This window comes from Streptomyces lothianensis (assembly GCF_047779955.1).
Lineage (GTDB): Bacteria > Actinomycetota > Actinomycetes > Streptomycetales > Streptomycetaceae > Streptomyces.
The window spans coordinates 32,221-52,227 of record NZ_JBLMKT010000053.1; the positions used below are offsets into that span (position 1 = coordinate 32,221).

The window sequence follows — 20,007 nt, forward strand, 5'->3', positions numbered from 1 at the left end:
GAGTCAGGGATTCACCGGCAAAAGTCAGGGATTCGTCGGCAGCAGGCAGCGAATCCCTGACCCAGATCGCTGGGAACCCCTGACCCAGATCACTGGAGGGTGTCCGAGTTCAGCGTCCTCGCCAGCTGCGCGCGTGACCGTACGTCCAGCTTCTGGTAGATCCGGGTGAGTCGGGCCTCGACCGTCTTCACGCTCAGGAACAGCCGGGCAGCGGCCTCCTGGTTGCTGGCCCCCTGTCCGACCAGCAGCGCCAGCCGCGACTCGGCCTCCGTCAGGAGCTCGAGCACCCCGCCCTCCGCGGGAGCCGTGAGGTCGGCAGCGGCCGTCCGCGAGGCACCCGCCGGGCCCTCCGCGGCCAGCTCCAACCAGGGGGTTGCCCCCGCGCGCTCGAATATCACCGCCGCCGACTGGAGCGCCTCCTGCGCGGCCGAGCGCCGTCGGCGGCGACGCTCCACCCGGGCCAGCGCGATCAGACAGCGCCCCTGCTCCAGCGGCAGCCCGTGGCCGGAGAACTTCTCCGCCGTCCGCGCCAGCAGCCCGGACGCCTCCTCCGTCCGGCCGGCCGCCGCCAGACACAGCGCGTCCACACGGTCGAAGCCGAGCAGCACGGTCGTGCGCCCCAGCCGTTCGGCCACCGGAGCGACGTCCGCCAGGAGCGCCCGGGCCTCCTCCAGCGCGTCATTGGCCAGCAGCGCCTCGGCCAGCTCCTCGTGCCAGCGCAGCATCGACGGATCGACGGTCCCCTGTGCCCGTTCCCCCTCCTGTACCCGGCGCAGGCTGTCCAGCGCGCCCGCCACATCCCCCGTGGCCAACTGCACCCGGCCCAGGGCGTACAGGCTGCGGGAGAGGAAGACGTGGTCGCCCTCCTCCTCGGAGGCCCGGGCACTGCGCCGGGCATAGCTGGCCGCGCGGGTGAAGCTGCCGCCCGCGGACTCGGCCACCGCCAGGGCGAACCATGCGGGCCCCGGCGAGAGCCCCGCCTCCAGCGTCAGCGCCAGCGACCGCCCGGCGTGGGACAGCGCCGCCGCGCAGTGGCCGCGCCTCGATTCGACCTCGGCCAGCGTGCGGAACAGCTCGATGGAGTCCTCGACCGGTCCCCGCCGCTCCACCAGCGGCAGCAGCGCGTGCAGCCGGTCGCGGGCGTCGCCGAGCCGGTCGTCGAACAGGGCATGGCGGATCGTCAGGATCTGCGCGGCGTTACGACTGCCGAGCGGGCCGTCCGCCGCCTCCAGGGCACACGCCTCGGTGAGCGTCTCCTGCGGTTCCGCCACCAGCCCCAGCACCCGGTCCATTCGAGCCTGCACGGTCAGTGCCTGTGCGGCGGTGTTCCGGTCCCCTGCCGCGAGCGCGAGCCGGGCGGACTCCACGGCGGCGGCACGCGACCCCACCGGGTCGCCGTCGGCGAGTACGTACTTGACCGCGAGCCGTAGCAGTACCGCCGCCCGCAGACCGGGATCGCCCTCGGAGTCCTCCATCGCGTGGGCGTACAGGTCGTCGAGGTCGGTCAGCCCCTGCCCCGCCGTGTCCAGCACGGCGAGCCGGGCGCGTACCCGGTCGGCGGGCTCCGCGTCGCGGGCCAGCAGGTCACCGGCGGCGCGCAGCGCCAGATCGGCGCGTGCGGCCCGCGCGGCTTCCTGGGCGGCGACCGTGAGCCGGGTCAGCCGCCGACCGGGCGGCAGGCCGGGCGTGGACTCGGCGGCGAGCAGGGCCAGTTCGGCGGCGAGGGTGCTGTCGCCGCGGCGGCGTGCCGTGCGCGCGGCATCGGTGACCTCGGCGGCGAGCCCTTCGTCCGGGGCGTGGGCGGCCAGCGCCCGATGCCGTACGGCCTCCACCGGGTCGTCCGCGACGGTGGCCAGCGCGGCGTGGCCGTCCCTGCGCTCCGTCCAGCTGGTGTCGTGGACGAGTGTCGAGGGCAGCAGACCGGCGGTGAACGCGACCGTCCCGTCCTCCGCCAGCGTGACCAGGCCGGCCCGTTCCGCCGCGGCCAGATCCGCCTCGGCGTCCGGGCGTCCGGCCCTGCGGATCATGGCCGCCGTCGGCCGCAGCGCGAGTGCGGCGAGCAGCAGAGAGGCCCGTACGGACTCGGTGGCGTCTGCCAGCATCCGGCGCGCCAGATCCCGGGCGCGCCCGGACACCGGCAGCGCCTCCGCGTGATGGACGGGCGTCGTGGCGTCGGCGAGGGAGCGGCCGACAGCGAGCGCGATGCGTGGATTTCCGCCGCTGGCGCGGTGGATACGGCCGGCCATCCGCGAGGGCAGCCGGTGGCGCACGAGGAGTTCGGCGATTTCGTCGGCCTGCAGCGGCGGCACCAACAGGACGTCGGCCTCGGAGGGCACCCACAGGGGAATGCCCGCGGCGGGCCGCATCCCGTCCGGGGAGTCGGGTACGACAGGGCCGTGCGGGTGCCCGTTCGCGGACGGCGTGCCGTACGGCGCGGGGGGCTCGACCGCGAGCACCCGCAGTGCGGGCGGGGCGAGCGGGAGGGCGAAGCGCAGCAGGTCGGCGCTGTCCGCGTCGATGAACTGGGCGTCGTCGACGACGAGAAGCGCCGGGCGTCGGCCGACGAGGTTGCGCAGGACGCGCGCCAGGCCCAGGCGCAGCGCGATCGGGTCCAGGTCGGGTTGAGGGTCCTCGGCCTCCCGGCAGAGCACCGCGATCGCGGTCCGTTGCGGCTGAGGCAGCCCGTCCAGAGCGGGGGCGGGAACGGAGGCGACGAGGGCGGCGGCGGCCGCGCCCGGTATGTGGCGGTCCGCGGGCTGCGGGGCGAGGCATACGACGGTCTCTCCCGCCGCCTCGGCGCGCGCGGCGACGGCCCGCGCCACCTCGGTCTTGCCGATCCCGGCGGCCCCGGTGACCAGGGCGCGCCCCCGGTTGTGCAGCACGCCCGTCAGGCGGGCGAGGAGGTCGGCGCGTCCGACAGGCGTGGCGCGCTCCGGCGTCGGCTTCACCCTGCCCCCCTCTCCGGAATCCGCGGCCCCCGACTTCCGCGAGTAGAGGAGAGAATACGAATTCGGCCAGCGGATTCCAGGCCCCTTGTCCGCCATGTGGACCGGCTGAGACGGAGGCGGTGGAAGCCGGACGGGGCGTGCCCGCGGCGAGTAGCCGCTGACACGCCCCTGACCAGCACTGGTAGCGGTCGATCCGGTGGATCAGAAGGTGAGGCTCCAGGCGTCGATGTAGCCGGTGTCACCCCGGTACACATCGCGGACCTGAAGTTTCCAGTCACCGGCCGCGAGCTCCGACGAGGCGTCGACGGTGTACGTGGCGTGCACGTCGTCGGCCGAGTCACCGCTGTTCGAGTTCTTCAGCCGGTACGCGCTGCCGTCCGGCGCGATCAGGTCGATGACCAGGTCACCGCGGTAGGTGTGCACGATGTCGACCCCGACCTTCAGGGCGGACGGCGCGTTGCCGGAGACACCGGTCACCGAGATCGTGGACGAGACGGTGGCCCGGTCCGCGATGGTGAAGTTCGCGGTGTTGGTGAAGGTGGCGCCGTCGCCACCACCGGTCTCGCCACCGGTGACCGCGGCGACCGTCTTCGCGGCGTCGGCGATGCCCGCGCCGCAGCCGCCCGAGCAGGTGCCGGGTACCGGGCGGGCGTTGGCCTTGATGGCGGTCTCGATCGCGGCCGGGGTCAGCGAGGAGTCGGCCGACTTCAGCAGCGCGGCCAGGCCCGCGATGTGCGGGGCGGCCATGGAGGTGCCCTGGTACGGCTCGTAGTTCTCCGCCGACTGGGTGGTCGCACCGGAGTTCAGCGTCGAGAGGATGCCGTTCTCCGGGGTGGTGACGGTGCCCGGGGTGTCGGTGCCGCGCCGGGTCTCGCCGCCGGGGGCGGAGATGTCGATGGCGCTGCCGTAGTTCGAGTAGAACGCCCGGTTGCCCTCACGGCTGGTGGCCGCCACGTTGATGACCCCCGCGCAGTTGGCGGGCGTGAAGCCGGACACGTCGGCGTTGCTGTTTCCGGCCGCGACGACGACCGTCGTACCGCGCGAGACGGCGCCGTTGATGGCGTTGCGGTACACGGTCGGGCAGGTCGAGCTGGCGCCGCCGAGGCTCAGGTTGATCACCTGGGACGGGTTGGGGTTGGCCGGGACGCCCGGCACGCTGCCGCCCGACGCCCAGGTGATGGCGTCGGCGATGTCCGCGGAGGAGCCCCCGCACTTGCCGAGCACGCGCACGTGCTGGACCTTCGCCCCATGGGCGACACCGGCCACGCCCTTGGCGTTGTTCGCGGTCGCGGCGATGGTGCCCGCCACGTGCGTGCCGTGCCAGGACGAGTCGCTCGCGCGCGAGCCGGAGTAGCACTCGTTGTCGGTGGCGTTCCAGTCGCCCTCGTCCGACGGGTCGCCGTCGCGGCCGTTGCCGTCACGGGCGTCGGCGGAGTCGGAGATGAAGTCGTAACCGGACACGATGTTGGCGCTCAGGTCGCTGTGCGCGGCGTAGCCGGTGTCGATGACGGCGACGGTGACGCCGCTGCCCGTGGTGGTGTCCCAGGCGCCCGGCACGTTCATGCCGCCGGTGGGCTCGAAGAGGTCCCACTGCTTGGCGTAGTCCGTGTCGTTCGGGGTCACGGCTGTGGGGTAGGCGCGGATGTCGGGCTCGACGGACGCGACGGACGAGTCCTCGCGGAAGGCCTCCATGACCTCCGTGACGTCCTTGGCATCGGCGCCGGAGCCGAGGTCGACCAGCGCGGCTCCGTCGGCGAGGCGGCGCTCGAAGGACAGCTTCTCGCCGGTCTTCCTGGACTTCTCGGCGGCGTCGGTCTTCGCCGCGGAGTTTGAACTCGCCTCGGCCGCCCGCGACTTGTAGGTCACGATGACCTTCTCGACGGGAGCGTCCCCGGACTTGTCCTGCGCCATGGTCTGGGACGCGGGGACGACGGGGCGGTCGGAGGAGCCCGCCCGGCCGGCGAGCGCGACGGACGAGGTGGCGGTCACGCCGAGGATGGTGGCACTGGCGGCCACGACGGATATGAGTCTCCGCCTGGAACCGTTCACGGTGGATCCCTTCAGGGGGGGGCGGCTCCGGGGGTCAGCCGGAGCAGCTGTCGGTGCGGAGCGCGGACGGGCGGAGCGGGGGCCGCACACCTCGTGGGGTTGAGGTCCACGGCCCCGGGGCCGGGTGTTGCCCCTTGCGCCGCCGCCGGCGCGACGATCCCCGTAGGGGGCCGTCACCGGCCGGAAACCCATGCGTGACATGCCCCTGACATGCAGCAGTCGGCAAGGGATCCACCGGTGCGGGAGACAGTAGGGAAACGGGGAGTGAACCCGATACGGGGAAAACCCTTGTCGGAGCCGAGCAGCGGGAGGGTCCGACGGGACGAAGGGGGCGACAGCGCCCCAAAGAGGCGTGGAATCGTGCCGATTCGCCGCTCGGCCGCATGCATGTGAGCGGCCGAGCAGCGACACCTCGGCCGCCCAGGGCCTGTTGTGAAAGCGCTGGTCAAAGCCACTTGTCACCGGCCGCGACCAGCGCTGTCGCTTCGTGACGGGTGGCGAGTTCGTCGTGGCGGGTGGCGAGTTCGTCGTGGCGGGTGGCGAGTTCGTCGTGACGGGTGACGAGTTCGTCGTGGCAGGTGACGACGGCGCGATGGCGGTTGAGGCGGTTGAGGCGGTTGATGATCCAGCACTCACCCCAGGCGATCAGGCTCTTCGCACCGGTCGCGGCGTGGAACCGAGCGAGGAGCCGGGCCCAAGTCCCGTCCCTCCGCCGGCGACGGAACAGGTCGTAGCCCCGGCTCCACGACCCGTAACTTTCGGGTACATCGCTTCAGGGGGCACCGGTCCGGGTCCGCCGCCGCCTGCCGTTCATCAGCAGCCGCCGCGCCCACAGCAGGCCCTGATGCCGCGCCAGGGAACCTCCGCCCGGGCGAACGTTCCCTCGCGGGACGCCCGGCCTAGGCGGATTCCAACAGAACCCGGACGGCGGCGCATTCGGCCGCCGCCCGTACGGATGCGGCCGAAGCGGCCAGCAGGGGGAGCCGGACCGCCGGGCTGGGGATGCGGCCTTGGGCGTGCAGCACGCCCTTGATCACCGTCGGGTTCGGCTCGGCGAAGAGCGCGCCGGACAGCCGGGCCAGCTCGGCTCCCAGCTCGCGGGCCGGCCCCGCGGCGCCGCGCTGCCACAGCGAGATGAGTGTGGCGTAGTCGGCGGTGCGGAGGTTGGCCGAGGCCAGGACGGCGCCGTGCGCGCCCGAGGCGAGCAGCGGTGAGATGACGGCGTCGTCGCCGCCGAGCACCGCGAAGGCGGGGGGCGGCGAGCCGAGCAGTTCCATCGCGGCCGCGTCGATCGCGCCGGTCGCGTACTTGACCCCGATGACCTGCGGCAGCTGCCCGAGCGTCTGCAGCGCTCCGGTGCCGATGTGCTGTCCGGTGCGGTACGGGATGTCGTAGACGACGAGCGGCAGTCCCCCGTGCTCGGCGAGCGCCGTGAAGTGCGCGAGCGTTCCCGCCTCGCCGGGCCGGGTGTAGGGCGGCGCGGGGACGAGCGCCGCGGTGACGTCACCGCGGTGGGCGAGCTCGCGGAGTTCCGTGATGGCGGCGGAGGTGTCGTTGGTGCCGACGCCGACGATCAGCGGGGCGCCGTGTGCCCGGCAGGCCTGCGCGCAGATGCCGACGACCGTCCGCTTCTCCTCGGCGGTCAGCGTGGCCGCCTCCGCGGTGGTGCCGAGGGCGACGAGTCCGCGGGCGCCGGCGGACAGCGCCTCCTCGGCGAGACGCGCGAGCGCGTCCGGGGCGAGGCGCAGGTCATCGGTGAACGGGGTCACGAGGGGAACGAACAGGCCGGTGAGCATCGCTTCGGGCTTCATGCGTCCCAGCCTGGCTCAGCCAAACCGATAGATCCAGTTCTTCTTTCTACGCCTATGATTAAGCTCTTCTTATGCTTGATGTCCGACGCCTCCACCTGCTGCGCGAACTCGACCGCCGCGGCACCATCGCCGCCGTGGCCGAAGCGCTCACCTTCACCGCATCGGCCGTCTCCCAGCAGTTGAGCGCACTGGAGCGGGAGGCGGGGGTGCGCCTCCTCGAACGGAGCGGCAGACGGGTCGTCCTCACTCCCGCGGGCCGCACCCTCGTCACCCATGCGGACGCGGTGCTCGAACGCCTCGAACTGGCGGTGTCGGAGCTGGCCGGGGCGCGCGACGGCCTGGGCGGGCCGCTGCGGATCGGGACGTTCCCCTCCGGCGGCCCCGCGATCGTGCCGGCGACGCTCGCCGAGCTGGCCCGGCGGCATCCCGCGCTCGAACCGATGGTGCAGGAGATCGACTCGGCGCGGGTATCCGACGGACTGCGCTCCGGAGAGCTGGACGTCGCCCTCGTCCACGACTACGACTTCGTGCCCGCGTCCCCGGACACCACGGTCGATCTGGTGCCGCTGCTGAAGGAGCCGATGTACCTGGCCACGGGCACCGCCTCCGGACAGGCCGCCCGCGACGACACCCTGGCCGAGCTGCTCGGCCCGTGGGCCACCGCTCCCTGGATCACGGCCCGGGAGGGCACGACCGGCCATGCGATGGCCGTACGCGCCTGCCAGGCGGCCGGGTTCCAGCCGCGCATCCGCCATCGGGTCAACGACTTCCGTACGGTCCTGGCGCTCGCCGCCATCGGGCAGGGCGCCGGATTCGTACCGGAGATGGCCACCGCGTACGCCCCCGAGGACGTGGTCCTGACCCGGCTGCCGCTCTTCCGCCGTTCGAAGGTCGCCTTCCGCGCGGGCGGCGGCAGCCATCCGGCGATCGCGGCGTTCGTGTCGGCGGCGCGAACCGCCGTGGGTGCCCCCGCGTCGGGCGCGGTCTGACGGGCTCTCCTGCCGATGCGAAGCGGGAATCGGGAACCTCGGCGGCCCGCACGGTGTATGAACTGTAGGACCGAGATCGTCGAAGGGACCCGGCTGTGCAACGCCCCGCAGTACCCGCCGTGTTGGCCGCCGCCGTGCTGCTGCTCTCCGCCTGTTCGGGGGGCGGGGACGGCTCGGCGCCCGAGAAGAGCTCACCCGCCGTGACCAGCCCGGGCAAGGGCGGCTCGCCGTCCGGGACCCCGAAGTCCGAGAACCCCGACCTGCCGCCCGCCGAGGGCTCGGCGAAGCTCGTCAGGACCATCGCCGACGGCCTCGACTCGCCCTGGGGACTCGCGGTACTGCCCGAGGGCGACCTGCTCGTCTCCTCGCGCGACAAGGGCACCATCACCCGTATCGACGTGAAGAGCGGGGAGAAGACCGAAGTCGGCGAGGTGCCGGGGGTCGCGCCCGGCGGGGAGGGCGGCCTGATGGGCCTGGCCCTCTCCCCCACGTACGCCTCGGACCGCTATGTCTACGCGTACTTCACCACCGCGTCCGACAACCGCATCGCGCGGATGCAGTACGACGAGAAGAAGCCCGCGGGCGGGCAGCTCGGCGCGCCCGACACCCTGCTGCGGGGCATCCCCAAGGGCTCGATCCACAACGGGGGCCGGATCGCCTTCGGGCCGGACAAGATGCTGTACGCGGGGACGGGCGAGACCGGGGACACCGGGCTCTCGCAGGACAAGTCCTCGCTGGGCGGCAAGATCCTGCGGATGACACCGGAGGGCGAGCCCGCACCGGGGAACCCGGAGGCGGACTCGCTGGTGTACTCGTGGGGCCACCGCAATGTGCAGGGCCTCGCCTTCGACGAGAAGCAGCGGCTGTGGGCCTCCGAGTTCGGCCAGAACACCTGGGACGAGCTGAACCAGATCGGGCCCGGCAGGAACTACGGCTGGCCGGAGGTCGAGGGCAAGGAGGACGGGGGTTCGGGGGACGACGGCTCGGAGTATGTGAACCCCGTCGCACAGTGGGCGACGTCCGAGGCCTCACCCAGTGGCATCGCCTGGGCGGAGGGCTCGGTCTGGATGGCGGGGCTGCGCGGGCAGCGGCTCTGGCGGATCCCGCTCGACGGCACCGAGACGCTCGCGGAGCCGCAGGCGTTCTTCGAGGGCGAGCACGGCCGCCTGCGGACGGTGCTCGCGGCGGGCGGCAACCGGCTGTACGTCGTGACCAGCGAGACGGACGGGCGCGGATCGCCCGAGGAGGGAGACGACAAGGTGCTGCTCGTGGAGGTGCGGTAGCCGGTCCGGGGCCCGTGGAGGTGCGACAGCCGGTCCGGGGCCCGTGGAGGTGCGGCAGCCGGTCCGGGGCCCGTGGAGGTGCGGCAGCGGGTTCGAGATCCGTGGAGGTGCGGCAGCGGGCTGGGGCTCACGGTTCGCGGACCGGGCTCTTACTCCTCCTCCTGGGAGGGGACGCGTATGACGACCTTGCCCGAGGTCAGGTCGATCGGGCCCTTGCCCGGGTCGCCGTCATTGATGTCGGCCTTGGTGAGGGCGAGGCGCTTGCGCTCCTCGTCGGTGTGCTTGCGTCCCGGGTTGAAGAGCTCATCGATCAGGTTGAACATCCTGCACCTCCGCGGGTGGGCTCTTCCTGCCCAACGGACAGGCGCACCGGCGAATTCCCGTGGCGGCCCGCGACCGTGCGCGCCAGGAGGTGCCCGACGGATCACGCCGCCGGGCCGTCCTTCCGCCGGACACCCCCTAGAACAGCCGCAGCCGGTGCGCCATCGCCGCCGCCTCGCCTCTGCTCGCCACCCCCAGCTTGCCCAGGATGTTGGAGACGTGCACGCTCGCCGTCTTCGGCGAGATGAACAGCGCCTCGGCGATCTGCCGGTTGGTCTGGCCCTCGGCCACCAGGCCGAGCACATCCCGCTCGCGGCTGGTGAGTCCCAGGTCGTCGAGGGGATGCGCCCGCTTTGGGGCCGACGGCGCGGGCTCGTCGTCGAGGGCGAGCCGGGCCCGCTGGGCCAGCAGCGATATGTCCTCGGCCAGCGGCTTCGCCGACAGGGTCTCGGCCAGTTCCCGCGCCGGACGCAGCAGCTCCGCGGCCCGGGCCCGGGCCTCATCGTCGGCCCCGGCGGCGAGCAGCGCCTCGGCGTACCGGTACCGCACGCGGGCCAGCGCATACGGGCGCTCGACGCCGTCGAAGGCCGCGGCCACCTCGGCCCAGTCCCCGGCACCGGCGCGCCCTTCGGCACGCAGGAGTTCGGCCCGTACCCACCGCTCGTACGCCTGCCAGACCGGCACGGGCGTGGCCACGGACCGGGCCGTGCGGCGGATGGCCTCGACGGCGCCCGCCCTGCCGGGCTCCGCCGCGGGCAGCCCGCGGGCGTCGGCCTCCGCGGTCGCCGCGGCCAGCAGCAGTGGCCAGACATAGCGCTGGGAGCCGGGCGCGAGGCCCTGTTCCAGGGTCTGCGCCAACTCGGCGCGTACGTCACCGATCCGGCCCTCACCGGCCGCGATACCGAGGGAGAGCCGGACGAGAGGAAGGGTGTACTGGGGCTGGGGGTCGTGCCGCCCGTAGTGGCTGCGAGCCTCCGCGAGGTACCGGGTGGCGGCGTCCCACTCGCCGCGGTACAGCGCGAGCCGGGCGAGGCGTTCACCGGCCGAGACCCGGGGCTTCTCGCCGGCGCCGGAGGCGATGACCTCGTGGACCGCCTCGATGGCCTCCTCCCATTTCCCGCTGTTGATCAGGGACTCGGCGAGATTGGCCCAGACCCAGCCCTCGACCCCGGCCAGCCCGTAGCGGCGGCAGAATTCGATGCCGGCGCGGCCGTACTCGATCGCCTCGGTGGAGCGGCCGATGCCTTCGAGCGAGGAGGGCAGATTGATGTGGACGCGGGCCAGGTCGCGGGTGAGGGTGCCGGCGGCGATCCGTTCGCGGACGGCCAGCATCATCGCGATGCCCTGATCCACGTCGCCGGACTCCACGAGCAGTCCGCCGAGGGTGAGCCGGGCATTTGCCTCGATGCTCTCGGCGCCGACCATCCGCGCGTACTCCACGGCCCGTTCGGCGGCGGCCAGCGCCTCCGGTCCGGGGGCGTGCAGCGAGGCCCAGGTGGCGCGGTGGGTGAGGATCTCGGCGTGCACCGCGGTGGGTTCGAGGCCGCGCAGGGTTTCCTCGGCGCGGGTGAGCTCCGGCAGGCTGTCGCCGCGGCCGAGGGAGGACACCAGCCAGGCCTTCTGGTTCCAGAACCAGGCCTCGCGCAGCGGGTCGGGCTCCTCGCCGAGCAGCCGGATGGCCCGCTTGGTGATCTTCAGGGCGCGCTCGCGCTCACCGCAGAAGCGGCCGGCGACCGCGGCCTCCGCCATCAGGTCCAGATACCGCAGCGGCTTCGTCTCCGGATCGCAGCCGCACGGCGGATACGCCTCCGTGAAATCGACGGGCCGCAGCTTCTCCCGCACCTCCTCGCCGGCCTGGTCCCACAGCTCCATCGCCCGTTCGAGGAGGCGCAGTTGCTCGGCGAAGGCGAAGCGTCGGCGGGCGACCACGGCGGCGGCCAGTGTGGCGGGGAGTGCCTTGGCGGCGTCCTTCGCGTGGTACCAGTAGCTGGCCAGGCACGGGGCGTGCTCGTCGTCGCGGACCAGCGTGGGATCGGCCTCCAGGGCCTCGGCATAGCGGCGGTTGAGGCGGGTGCGCTCGCCCGGCAGCAGATCATCGCTGACGGCCTCGCGCAGCAGGGAGTGCCGGAAGCGGTAGCCGTCACCGCCCGGGGCGGCGAGCAGAAGGTTGGCGCCGACGGCCGCGCGCAGCGCCTCGATCAGCTCGTCCTCGCCGAGCCCGGCGACGGCCGCAAGCAGCTCGTACTCCACGGTGGAGCCGCCCTCGGCGACGACCCGGACGACCCGCTGGGCGTCCTCGGGCAGCGCCTCGACCCGTACGAGCAGGAGATCGCGCAGGGTTTCCGGCAGGGCGTGATCGCAGTCGTCCTCGGAGCAGGCGAGCTCCTCGACGAAGAAGGCATTGCCGTCGGAACGCTCGAAAACCCGCTCCACCAAGGCCTCTTCGGGCTCGGCGGCCAGGATGCCGGCGAGCTGGCGGCGCACCTCGGCGCGGGAGAAGCGCGGCAGTTCGATCCGCCGCAGGGTGCGCAGCCGGTCCATCTCGGCGAGGAGCGGGCGCAGCGGGTGGCGGCGGTGGATGTCGTCGGAGCGGTACGAGGCGAGGACGGCCAGGCGGCCGCTGCGCAGCGTACGGAAGAGATACGTGAGCAGATGGCGGGTGGAGGCGTCCGCCCAGTGGAGGTCTTCGAGCACCAGCACGACGGGGCGCTCGGCGGCGAGCCGTTCGAGCAGCCGGACGGTGAGCTCGAAGAGGCGGGCCACACCCTCGTCCTCCTGCTGCGTGCCGCCGCCCGGCAGCACCCGGGACGGGTCCGACAACTCGGGCAGCAGCCGGGCCAGTTGCTCCTCCTGGCCGAAGGCCGCGGCGGCGAACTCCTCGGGGAGGCGGCGCCTGAGCGCGCGCAGCGCGGCGGAGAAGGGGGCGAACGGCAGGCCCTCCGCGCCGATTTCGACGCAGCCGCCCACCGCGACGACGGCGCCGCCGCGTTCGGCGGCCGCACAGAACTCCTCCAGGAGGCGGGTCTTGCCGACCCCGGCCTCCCCACCGAGCAGCAGCGCCTGCGGCTCGCCGGCCTCGGCACCGGCGAGCGCTTCGTTCAAAAGGGTCAGCTCACCGGCTCGGCCGACGAACACGGGACTGACGGACCTGGTCTCCACAGGGCCGAGCATCGCACGCGGGTCCGAGCGCGCGGCACCCCGCTCGGGCATGAGGCCGGTCACCTGGGGTGATGCGGGCTTACGGCTGCCGGGGTGGGTGGGCCGCCGGGCGGCGGGACGGTCCGCCGCCCGGCCGAGGGAGTGGGCGGGCGGGCGCCCGCCGGGGCGGTTGCCACTGCCGTCCGGTGGCTGCGTCACCGTCTCCATGTGCGCTCCCCCGCCCGCAGTTCAGGCGGCGGCCACGAAGGGAGGCCTGCGTCGGCCGTTCCTCACCCGCCCCTCCGGGTCCTGGCCCGCATCGCGGCGGGCGCGGCGCAGCTTGCGGGCCTCGGCGGTGCGGTGCTGCACGGTGGCCTCGCGGGTGAGGTCGGCCTGGCGGTACTCGAACATCTCGTAGTCGAACATCTGCTGCTCCCCTGGGAGTCGGCGGCCGGTCGGTCCGGCCTCTCGCTCTCTGCGATGCCTCGACTCTCGCCTCCCGGAGGGGTGCGGCGCATCGGGAGAACTCCGCATCTGCGGGGGCCGGATGCCTTAGGCCGTCCGGCCCGCCTGCTTATGCAGGCCTAAGGCCCCCGGATCCGGGGGGAACGGAGGATCCAGGGGCCTCAGGCGGTCTCGGGGAGGCGGGGTTCGGGGGTTCGGGGGTTCGGGGACTCGGGGACTCGGGGGTTCGGGGACTCGGGGACTCGGGGGTTCGGGGACTCGGGGACTCGGGGACTCGGGGACTCGGGGACTCGGGTAAGAGCTACGACGGCTTACGTGGTCGACGGGAGCGACAGGTACAGGTCGAGGTACTTGGCCACGGCGAGCGCCAGGCCCAGGACACCGAGCGCCAGGCCCGCCCAGGCGACGGACTTGGTCCACGGCGCCTGTACGCGGTTCGGCACCCCGAAGGCGGGGCGTACCAGCACGAACGCGCCGAGCAGCAGCGCAAGCAGGGCGAAGGCACCGCCCACGACGGCGGTGGCCTGCCAGGCATCGCCGTAGACGGCCTGCACCTGCTCGGCGACGCTCGCGGTGGTGGCGGTCTCCAGCTGACCGATCAGGGAGGCTCGGGCGGAGGCGACCGTCCCGACCCAGCTGCCGGTCAGGGCGACGATGCCGAGCCCTGCGGATACGACGGCGACGGCACCCTGGCCGACGGCGGGGACGGCACCGGGCTCGGCGCCCTCCGCGCCGACTCCCACTTCGCCGACGCCCTCCGGTTCGGCGCCCTCTTCGCCGACGCCCTCCGGTTCGGCGCCTTCTTCGCCGACGCTCTCCGAGTCGGCCCCGCCCGGGCCCTCGGCCCCCGCGTCGGCCTCGGCCGGTACGCCGTCCACGGCCTGCGCGTGGCCTTCGGCCGGCTCCTCGTTCCCGACGAGGCTGGGGGCAGCCGCTTCCGGCGCGCGCTTCTCGGTCTCAGTGCTCATGGTGCGCACGCTAGGCGGCCCGTCTGAGAGCTTGCTTAACGCCGCCTCGGCAGCGGTCCCCCGGCGCCTCAGCGCTCGCTCGTCGGCGCGACGACGGCGGCGGCGTCCGGTGCGTGTCGCGTGGTGGCGGCGTCAGTGGCAGGGGCAGTGGCAGTGGCAGTGGCAGTGGCAGTGACGGTGTCACTGGCAACGTCAGCGCCGGATTCGGTGGCGGTCGTGGGGGCCGCGCCCGGGACCGGTACGTCCCGCCGGACCGGTACGTCCCGCTGTTCCGGGGGTTCGATGCTGATGCGGGGGAGGATGCGGTCCAGCCAGTTCGGGAGCCACCAGTTCGCGCCGCCCAGCAGGTGCATCAGGGCGGGGACCAGGAGGGTGCGCAGGACGAAGGCGTCCAGGGCCACCGCCGCGGCGAGTGCGATGCCGAACATCGCGATCACGCGGTCGCCGCTGAGAACGAACGCCAGGAAGACCGAGATCATGATCACCGCGGCCGAGTTGATCACCCGGCTCGTCTCCGCGAGACCGACCCGGACCGCCCGCCGGTTGTCGCCGGTCTCCAGCCACTCCTCGTACATCCGGCTGACGAGGAAGACCTGGTAGTCCATGGAGAGCCCGAAGAGCACCGAGACCATGATCACGGGCAGGAAGGGCTCGATGGGCCCCGCGCTGCCGAGCCCCAGCAGACCGGTTCCCCAGCCCCACTGGAAGATCGCGACGACCACCCCGAAGGCCCCGGCGACGGCGGCGATGTTCATCGCGGCGGCCTTGAGCGGGATGCCGATCGAGCGGAACGCGAGGAGGAGGAGCACGCAGCCGAGGCCGACGACGATGCCCACGAAGAGCGGCAGCTTGCCGATGATGATCTCGGCGAAGTCGTCGTAGCCGGCGGTGATCCCGCCGACGTGGGTCTCCAGGGAGGTGCCCTGTGCGGCGGCCGGCAGGACGTCGTCGCGGAGGGTGTCGACGAGGCGGCTGGTGTCCGCGGACTGCGGCGAGGAGGTGGGGACGACGGTGAGGTGAGCGACCTGCCCGGTCTCGTCGTAGGTCACCGGCGTGACGGCCGCAACGCCCTGCGTGCCGGCGAGCTCGCCGGTGAGCTGGTCGAGCGCGACCCGGTCCTCCGCGCCGTGCACCTCGGCGGCGATGGTCAGCGGCCCGTTGACCCCCGGTCCGAAGCCCTCGGCGAGCAGGTCGTAGGCCTGGCGTGTGGTGGTCGAGCCCGGATTGTTGCCCTGGTCGGAGGTGCCGAGCCGGAGCGAGAACGTGGGCAGCGCGAGCACCGTGACCACGAGCAGCGCAAGCGCGCCGAGCAGCTTGGGCCGCTTCTCCACGAAGGCCGACCAGCGCGCGGCGAACCCGGTGGGCAGCTCGGGTGCGGGCCCTTCGGCGACGAGCCGGGCGCGTTCGCGGCGGCTGAGGGCACGCATCCCGATGTACGAGAGGAGCGCGGGCAGCAGGGTCACGGAGGCCGCGACCGTGAGCACCACGGTCAGTGAGGCGGCGATCGCCACACCGTTCAGGAAGTTCAGGCGCAGGATCAGCATCCCGAGCAGCGCGATGCACACCGTGGCGCCGGCGAAGACCACCGCACGCCCGGTGGTGGCGACGGCCTCGCGGGCCGCCTGTGCGACGGGCAGCCCTCGTTTGAGGCCGCGCCGGTGGCGCGTGACGATGAACAGCGCGTAGTCGATGCCGACGCCGAGCCCGATGAGAGTGCCGAGCATGGGCGCGAAGTCGGCGAGTGTCATCGCATGCCCGAGCAGCACGGTTCCCGCGTACGCCGTACCGACGCCGACGAGCGCGGTGGCGATGGGGATCAGGCTCGCGGCGAGCGAGCCGAAGGCGAGGAAGAGGATGACGGCGGCGACGAGTACGCCGACGATCTCCGCGACATGGCCGGTCTTCGCCTCGGTGGCGCCGACCGCGGTGCCGCCGAGCTCCACCTGCATCCCGTTGCCCTCGGCCGCCTTCGCGGTGTCGACGAGGGCCTGTGCCTGGGACTTGTCGATGTCGTTGGCCGGCTGCTCGAAGATGACCTGGGCGTACGCGGTGTGCCGGTCCTCGCTTATCTGCCCCTGACCCGCCTGGCGGTAGGGGCTGATGACGGTGGAGATCCCGGGCAGCTCGGTGATCTTGTCGAGGGTCCGGGTCATCGTCTGCTGGACGGCGGCGGCGTCCACCGTGCCGTCCTCGGTGTGCCAGACGACGGTCTCGCGGTCCCCGCCGAGCTCGGGGAAACCCGATTCGAGCAGTTCGGCCGCACGGCCGGACTCGGTGCCGGGAACGCTGTAGTCGTTGGAGTACGCGCTGCCGGCCGCGAGGGCCGCGGTGCCGGTGCCGAGCAGGGCGGCCAGCCAGAGGAGTACGGCGGCCAGTCGGTGCGTGATGCACCACCGTGCGAGTGACGCCACCTGGCTGCTCCCTGGTCGTTCGAGGTTCTGTGGTCCGGGAACAGCTCTGGAGGAACTCGTGCCCTGGGTGTCGGGCCCCGGATGCCTGCAGGCTCGCCACGCGCTCACTCTCGCAGCGATTGGTGATCGATTGTCCCTTTCGTGGCCATCCTCACAAGGGGTGCGACGAGGCCTCCATCACGCTGTTCCACGTGGACGGAGGCCGCATCCGGTCCAGGTCCGTCCGGCCCAGGAGCACGCAGGCCGCCCACCGGGCGCGCAGGTCGGCACCCGGCGCGCAGGCCGTGCACCCGGCGCGCAGATGCGAATGGGGTGGCGCCCGGACCGTGGTCCGGGCGCCACCCCTCGGCGAAGCGGGCTCAGCCCTCGACGCCCAGCTTCTCCAGGATCAGCTCCTTGACGCGCGCCGCGTCGGCCTGGCCCCGGGTCGCCTTCATGACCGCGCCGACCAGTGCACCGGCGGCCGCGAGCTTGCCGGACTTGATCTTGGCGACGATCCCGTCGTTGGCCGCGATGGCCTCGTCCACGGCAGCGGACAGCGCGCCCTCGTCCGAGACGACCTTCAGACCGCGCTTCTCGACGACCTCGTCCGGCGTGCCCTCGCCCTTCAGGACACCGTCGATGACCTGGCGGGCCAGCTTGTCGTTGAGGTCACCGGCGGCAACGAGCTCGCAGACCCGGGCGACCTGCGCCGGGGTGATCGGCAGCTCGTCGATGGCCCGCTGCGACTCGTTGGCGTTACGGGCCAGCTCGCCCATCCACCACTTGCGGGCCTGGTCGGACGGGGCGCCCGCCTCGATCGTGGCGACGATCGCGTCGACCGCGCCCGCGTTGAGGATGGACTGCATGTCGTGCTCGGAGATGCCCCATTCCTCGCGCAGCCGGTTGCGGCGTACGCGCGGCATCTCGGGCAGCGTGGCACGCAGCGCCTCGACCCACTCGCGGGACGGGGCCACGGGCACCAGGTCGGGCTCCGGGAAGTACCGGTAGTCCTCGGCGTTGTCCTTGATCCGGCCTGAGGTCGTGGAGCCGTCGTCCTCGTGGAAGTGGCGGGTCTCCTGGACGATCGCGCCGCCGTCCTTGAGCACGGCCGCGTGCCGCTGGATCTCGAAGCGGGCGGCGCGCTCGACGCTGCGCAGCGAGTTGACGTTCTTCGTCTCGCTGCGCGTGCCGAACTCCTTCGTCCCGTGGGGACGCAGGGACAGGTTCACGTCACAGCGCATCTGGCCCTTGTCCATCCGGGCCTCGGAGACGCCGAGCGCCTTGATCAGCTCACGCAGCTCGGCCACGTAGGCCTTGGCGACCTCGGGGGCCCGCTCGCCCGCGCCCTCGATCGGCTTGGTGACGATCTCGATCAGCGGGATGCCGGCGCGGTTGTAGTCGAGCAGCGAGTGCGAGGCGCCGTGGATGCGGCCGGTGGCGCCGCCCACGTGCGTGGACTTGCCGGTGTCCTCCTCCATGTGGGCGCGCTCGATCTCCACGCGGAAGACCTCGCCGTCCTCCAGCTGTACGTCGAGGTAGCCGTCGAAGGCGATCGGCTCGTCGTACTGGGAGGTCTGGAAGTTCTTCGGCATGTCCGGATAGAAGTAGTTCTTCCGGGCGAAGCGGCACCATTCGGCGATCTCGCAGTGCAGCGCGAGGCCGATCTTGACGGCCGACTCGACGCCGGTCTCGTTGACGACCGGCAGGGCGCCGGGCAGGCCGAGACAGGTCGGGCAGGTCTGCGAGTTGGCGTCCTGGTGCAGCTCCGTGGAGCAGCCGCAGAACATCTTGGTCCTGGTGCCGAGTTCGACATGGACCTCGAGGCCCATGACCGGGTCGTACGAAGCGAGAGCGTCCTCGTACGGCAGAAGTTCGGTGGTCACGATGTAACTTTCCCTCTCAGCCCAGCAGGACGTCGTCGTCGCCGAGGCGCTTCAGCTCGCGCAGCAGCAGCGCCACACCGGTGACGATCGCGGCGGCGGAGACCGCGGCGTCGATCAGGCGGAGCGTGTCGTTCTCGGAACGCGCCTTCTTCGCCTGCTTCAGGACGCTGACCGCGCCGAAGGCGGTGGTGCCGATCGACAGGTACGTACCGGTCTTGGACTTCTTGAATCCCTTGGCCTTGGACATGGCGCTCATAGCGACGGAGCCTCCTCAAGGAGCGGGTGTCCCCACTTCTGAACGAATGCAGCTTCGACCGCCGCGCCCACCTTGTACAGGCGGTCGTCCTTCATGGCCGGGGCGATGATCTGCAGGCCGACCGGCAGACCGTCCTCGGGTGCCAGGCCGCACGGGAGCGACATGGCGGCGTTGCCGGCCAGGTTGGTCGGGATGGTGCACAGGTCCGCGAGGTACATCGCCATCGGGTCGTCGGCGCGCTCGCCGATCGGGAAGGCGGTGGTCGGGGTCGTCGGCGAGACGATGACGTCGACCTGCTCGAAGGCGGCCTCGAACTCACGGGTGATGAGCGTGCGGACCTTCTGCGCGGAGCCGTAGTACGCGTCGTAGTAGCCGGAGCTCAGGGCGTACGTGCCGAGGATGATGCGGCGCTTGACCTCGTCACCGAAACCGGCCTCACGGGTGAGGGCGGTGACGTCCTCGGCGGACTTCGTGCCGTCGTCGCCGACGCGCAGGCCGTAGCGCATGGCGTCGAAGCGGGCGAGGTTCGAGGAGCACTCGGAGGGCGCGATCAGGTAGTACGCGGAGAGCGCCAGGTCGAAGCTCGGGCAGTCCAGCTCGACGATCTCGGCGCCCAGCTCCTTGAGCTGCTCGACCGACTCGTCGAAGCGCTGCACGACTCCGGCCTGGTAGCCCTCGCCGCGGAACTGCTTGACGACACCGACGCGCATGCCCTGCACGCTGCCGTTGCGGGCGGCCTCGACGACCGGCGGGACCGGGGCGTCGATGGAGGTGGAGTCGAGCGGGTCGTGCCCGGCGATCACCTCGTGCAGCAGTGCGGCGTCCAGGACCGTACGGGCGCAGGGCCCGCCCTGGTCGAGGCTGGAGCTGAAGGCCACCATGCCGTAGCGCGAGACGCCGCCGTAGGTGGGCTTCACGCCGACCGTGCCGGTGACGGCGGCGGGCTGGCGGATGGAACCGCCGGTGTCCGTGCCGATGGCGAGCGGGGCCTCGTACGCGGCGAGCGCGGCAGAGGAACCGCCGCCGGAGCCGCCCGGGATACGGGTGAGGTCCCAGGGGTTGCCGGTGGGCCCGTACGCGCTGTTCTCGGTGGAGGACCCCATGGCGAACTCGTCCATGTTGGTCTTGCCGAGGATGACCACGTCGGCGTCCTTGAGACGCTTGGTGAGTGTGGCGTCGTACGGCGGGATCCAGCCCTCGAGGATCTTCGAGCCGACCGTGGTCGGGATGCCCTCGGTGGTGAAGATGTCCTTCAGCGCGAGCGGGACGCCGGCCAGCGGGCCCAGCTCCTCGCCCGCGGCGCGCTTGGCGTCGACCGCGGCGGCCTGCTTGAGCGCGCCCTCGCGGTCGACGTGCAGGAAGGCGTGCACCTTCTCGTCGACCGCTTCGATACGGGCCAGGTGGGCCTCGGTGACCTGCACCGCGGTGAGCTCGCCGTCCTGGATCTTCTGCGCGATCTCGGCGGCGGTCAGCTTGATGATGTTGCTGTGGTCCGTCATGGCT

At 72.5% G+C, this 20,007-nt stretch carries 13 protein-coding genes; 2 read left to right on the forward strand and 11 right to left on the reverse strand.

Annotated elements, in window-relative coordinates:
• Positions 1–89: 89 nt before the first annotated feature.
• From ACLF6P_RS18560 to ACLF6P_RS18570, 3 genes are all read right to left on the reverse strand, one after another.
• Positions 90–2,948 (reverse strand): helix-turn-helix transcriptional regulator, encoded by a 2,859-nt coding sequence (locus tag ACLF6P_RS18560; RefSeq protein ID WP_415951597.1) that lies wholly within the window; start codon positions 2,946–2,948, stop codon positions 90–92.
• 201 nt (positions 2,949–3,149) lie between these two features.
• Positions 3,150–4,964, reverse strand: coding sequence for a S8 family peptidase (locus tag ACLF6P_RS18565; RefSeq protein ID WP_415951598.1), 1,815 nt, complete (start codon positions 4,962–4,964; stop codon positions 3,150–3,152).
• Positions 4,965–5,896: 932 nt separating this feature from the next.
• Positions 5,897–6,808 carry a dihydrodipicolinate synthase family protein gene (locus tag ACLF6P_RS18570; RefSeq protein ID WP_415951599.1) on the reverse strand — a complete coding sequence of 304 codons (912 nt, stop codon included), beginning with the start codon at positions 6,806–6,808 and terminating at the stop codon, positions 5,897–5,899.
• Positions 6,809–6,879: 71 nt separating this feature from the next.
• On the opposite strand from ACLF6P_RS18570, the gene ACLF6P_RS18575 reads away from it, so the two are divergent.
• On the forward strand, positions 6,880–7,797 hold the full coding sequence (locus ACLF6P_RS18575) for a LysR family transcriptional regulator (RefSeq protein ID WP_415951600.1): 918 nt from the start codon (positions 6,880–6,882) through the stop codon (positions 7,795–7,797).
• A 95-nt stretch (positions 7,798–7,892) separates the two neighbouring features.
• Entirely contained in the window at positions 7,893–9,080 is a 1,188-nt protein-coding gene (locus ACLF6P_RS18580; RefSeq protein WP_415951601.1) for a PQQ-dependent sugar dehydrogenase, read from the forward strand.
• A 149-nt stretch (positions 9,081–9,229) separates the two neighbouring features.
• Here the strand turns inward: ACLF6P_RS18580 and ACLF6P_RS18585 are convergent, their stop codons facing one another.
• From ACLF6P_RS18585 to gatA, 8 genes are all read right to left on the reverse strand, one after another.
• On the reverse strand, positions 9,230–9,403 hold the full coding sequence (locus ACLF6P_RS18585) for a DUF6191 domain-containing protein (RefSeq protein ID WP_415951602.1): 174 nt from the start codon (positions 9,401–9,403) through the stop codon (positions 9,230–9,232).
• Between the two features lie 136 nt (positions 9,404–9,539).
• Positions 9,540–12,572, reverse strand: coding sequence for a helix-turn-helix transcriptional regulator (locus tag ACLF6P_RS18590; protein WP_415951661.1), 3,033 nt, complete (start codon positions 12,570–12,572; stop codon positions 9,540–9,542).
• Between the two features lie 216 nt (positions 12,573–12,788).
• Entirely contained in the window at positions 12,789–12,965 is a 177-nt protein-coding gene (locus tag ACLF6P_RS18595) for a hypothetical protein (protein ID WP_415951603.1), read from the reverse strand.
• Positions 12,966–13,315: 350 nt separating this feature from the next.
• Positions 13,316–13,972, reverse strand: coding sequence for a hypothetical protein (locus ACLF6P_RS18600; RefSeq protein ID WP_415951604.1), 657 nt, complete (start codon positions 13,970–13,972; stop codon positions 13,316–13,318).
• 68 nt (positions 13,973–14,040) lie between these two features.
• Positions 14,041–16,383, reverse strand: a complete 2,343-nt coding sequence (locus tag ACLF6P_RS18605) for an MMPL family transporter (RefSeq protein ID WP_415951605.1) — start codon at positions 16,381–16,383, stop codon at positions 14,041–14,043.
• Between the two features lie 359 nt (positions 16,384–16,742).
• The gene (gatB, locus tag ACLF6P_RS18610; RefSeq protein ID WP_415951663.1) at positions 16,743–18,251 is read right to left on the reverse strand and encodes an Asp-tRNA(Asn)/Glu-tRNA(Gln) amidotransferase subunit GatB; all 1,509 of its coding nucleotides are present in this window, start codon (positions 18,249–18,251) and stop codon (positions 16,743–16,745) included.
• Positions 18,252–18,264: 13 nt separating this feature from the next.
• A complete protein-coding gene (locus ACLF6P_RS18615; RefSeq protein ID WP_415951606.1) occupies positions 18,265–18,504 on the reverse strand; it encodes a hypothetical protein in 240 nt (79 codons plus the stop codon).
• Positions 18,501–20,003: an Asp-tRNA(Asn)/Glu-tRNA(Gln) amidotransferase subunit GatA gene (gene gatA / locus ACLF6P_RS18620; protein ID WP_415951607.1), complete on the reverse strand. Its 1,503-nt coding sequence runs from the start codon at positions 20,001–20,003 to the stop codon at positions 18,501–18,503. Before gatA ends, ACLF6P_RS18615 begins: the two co-directional genes overlap by 4 nt.
• Between the last annotated feature and the right edge of the window lie 4 nt (positions 20,004–20,007).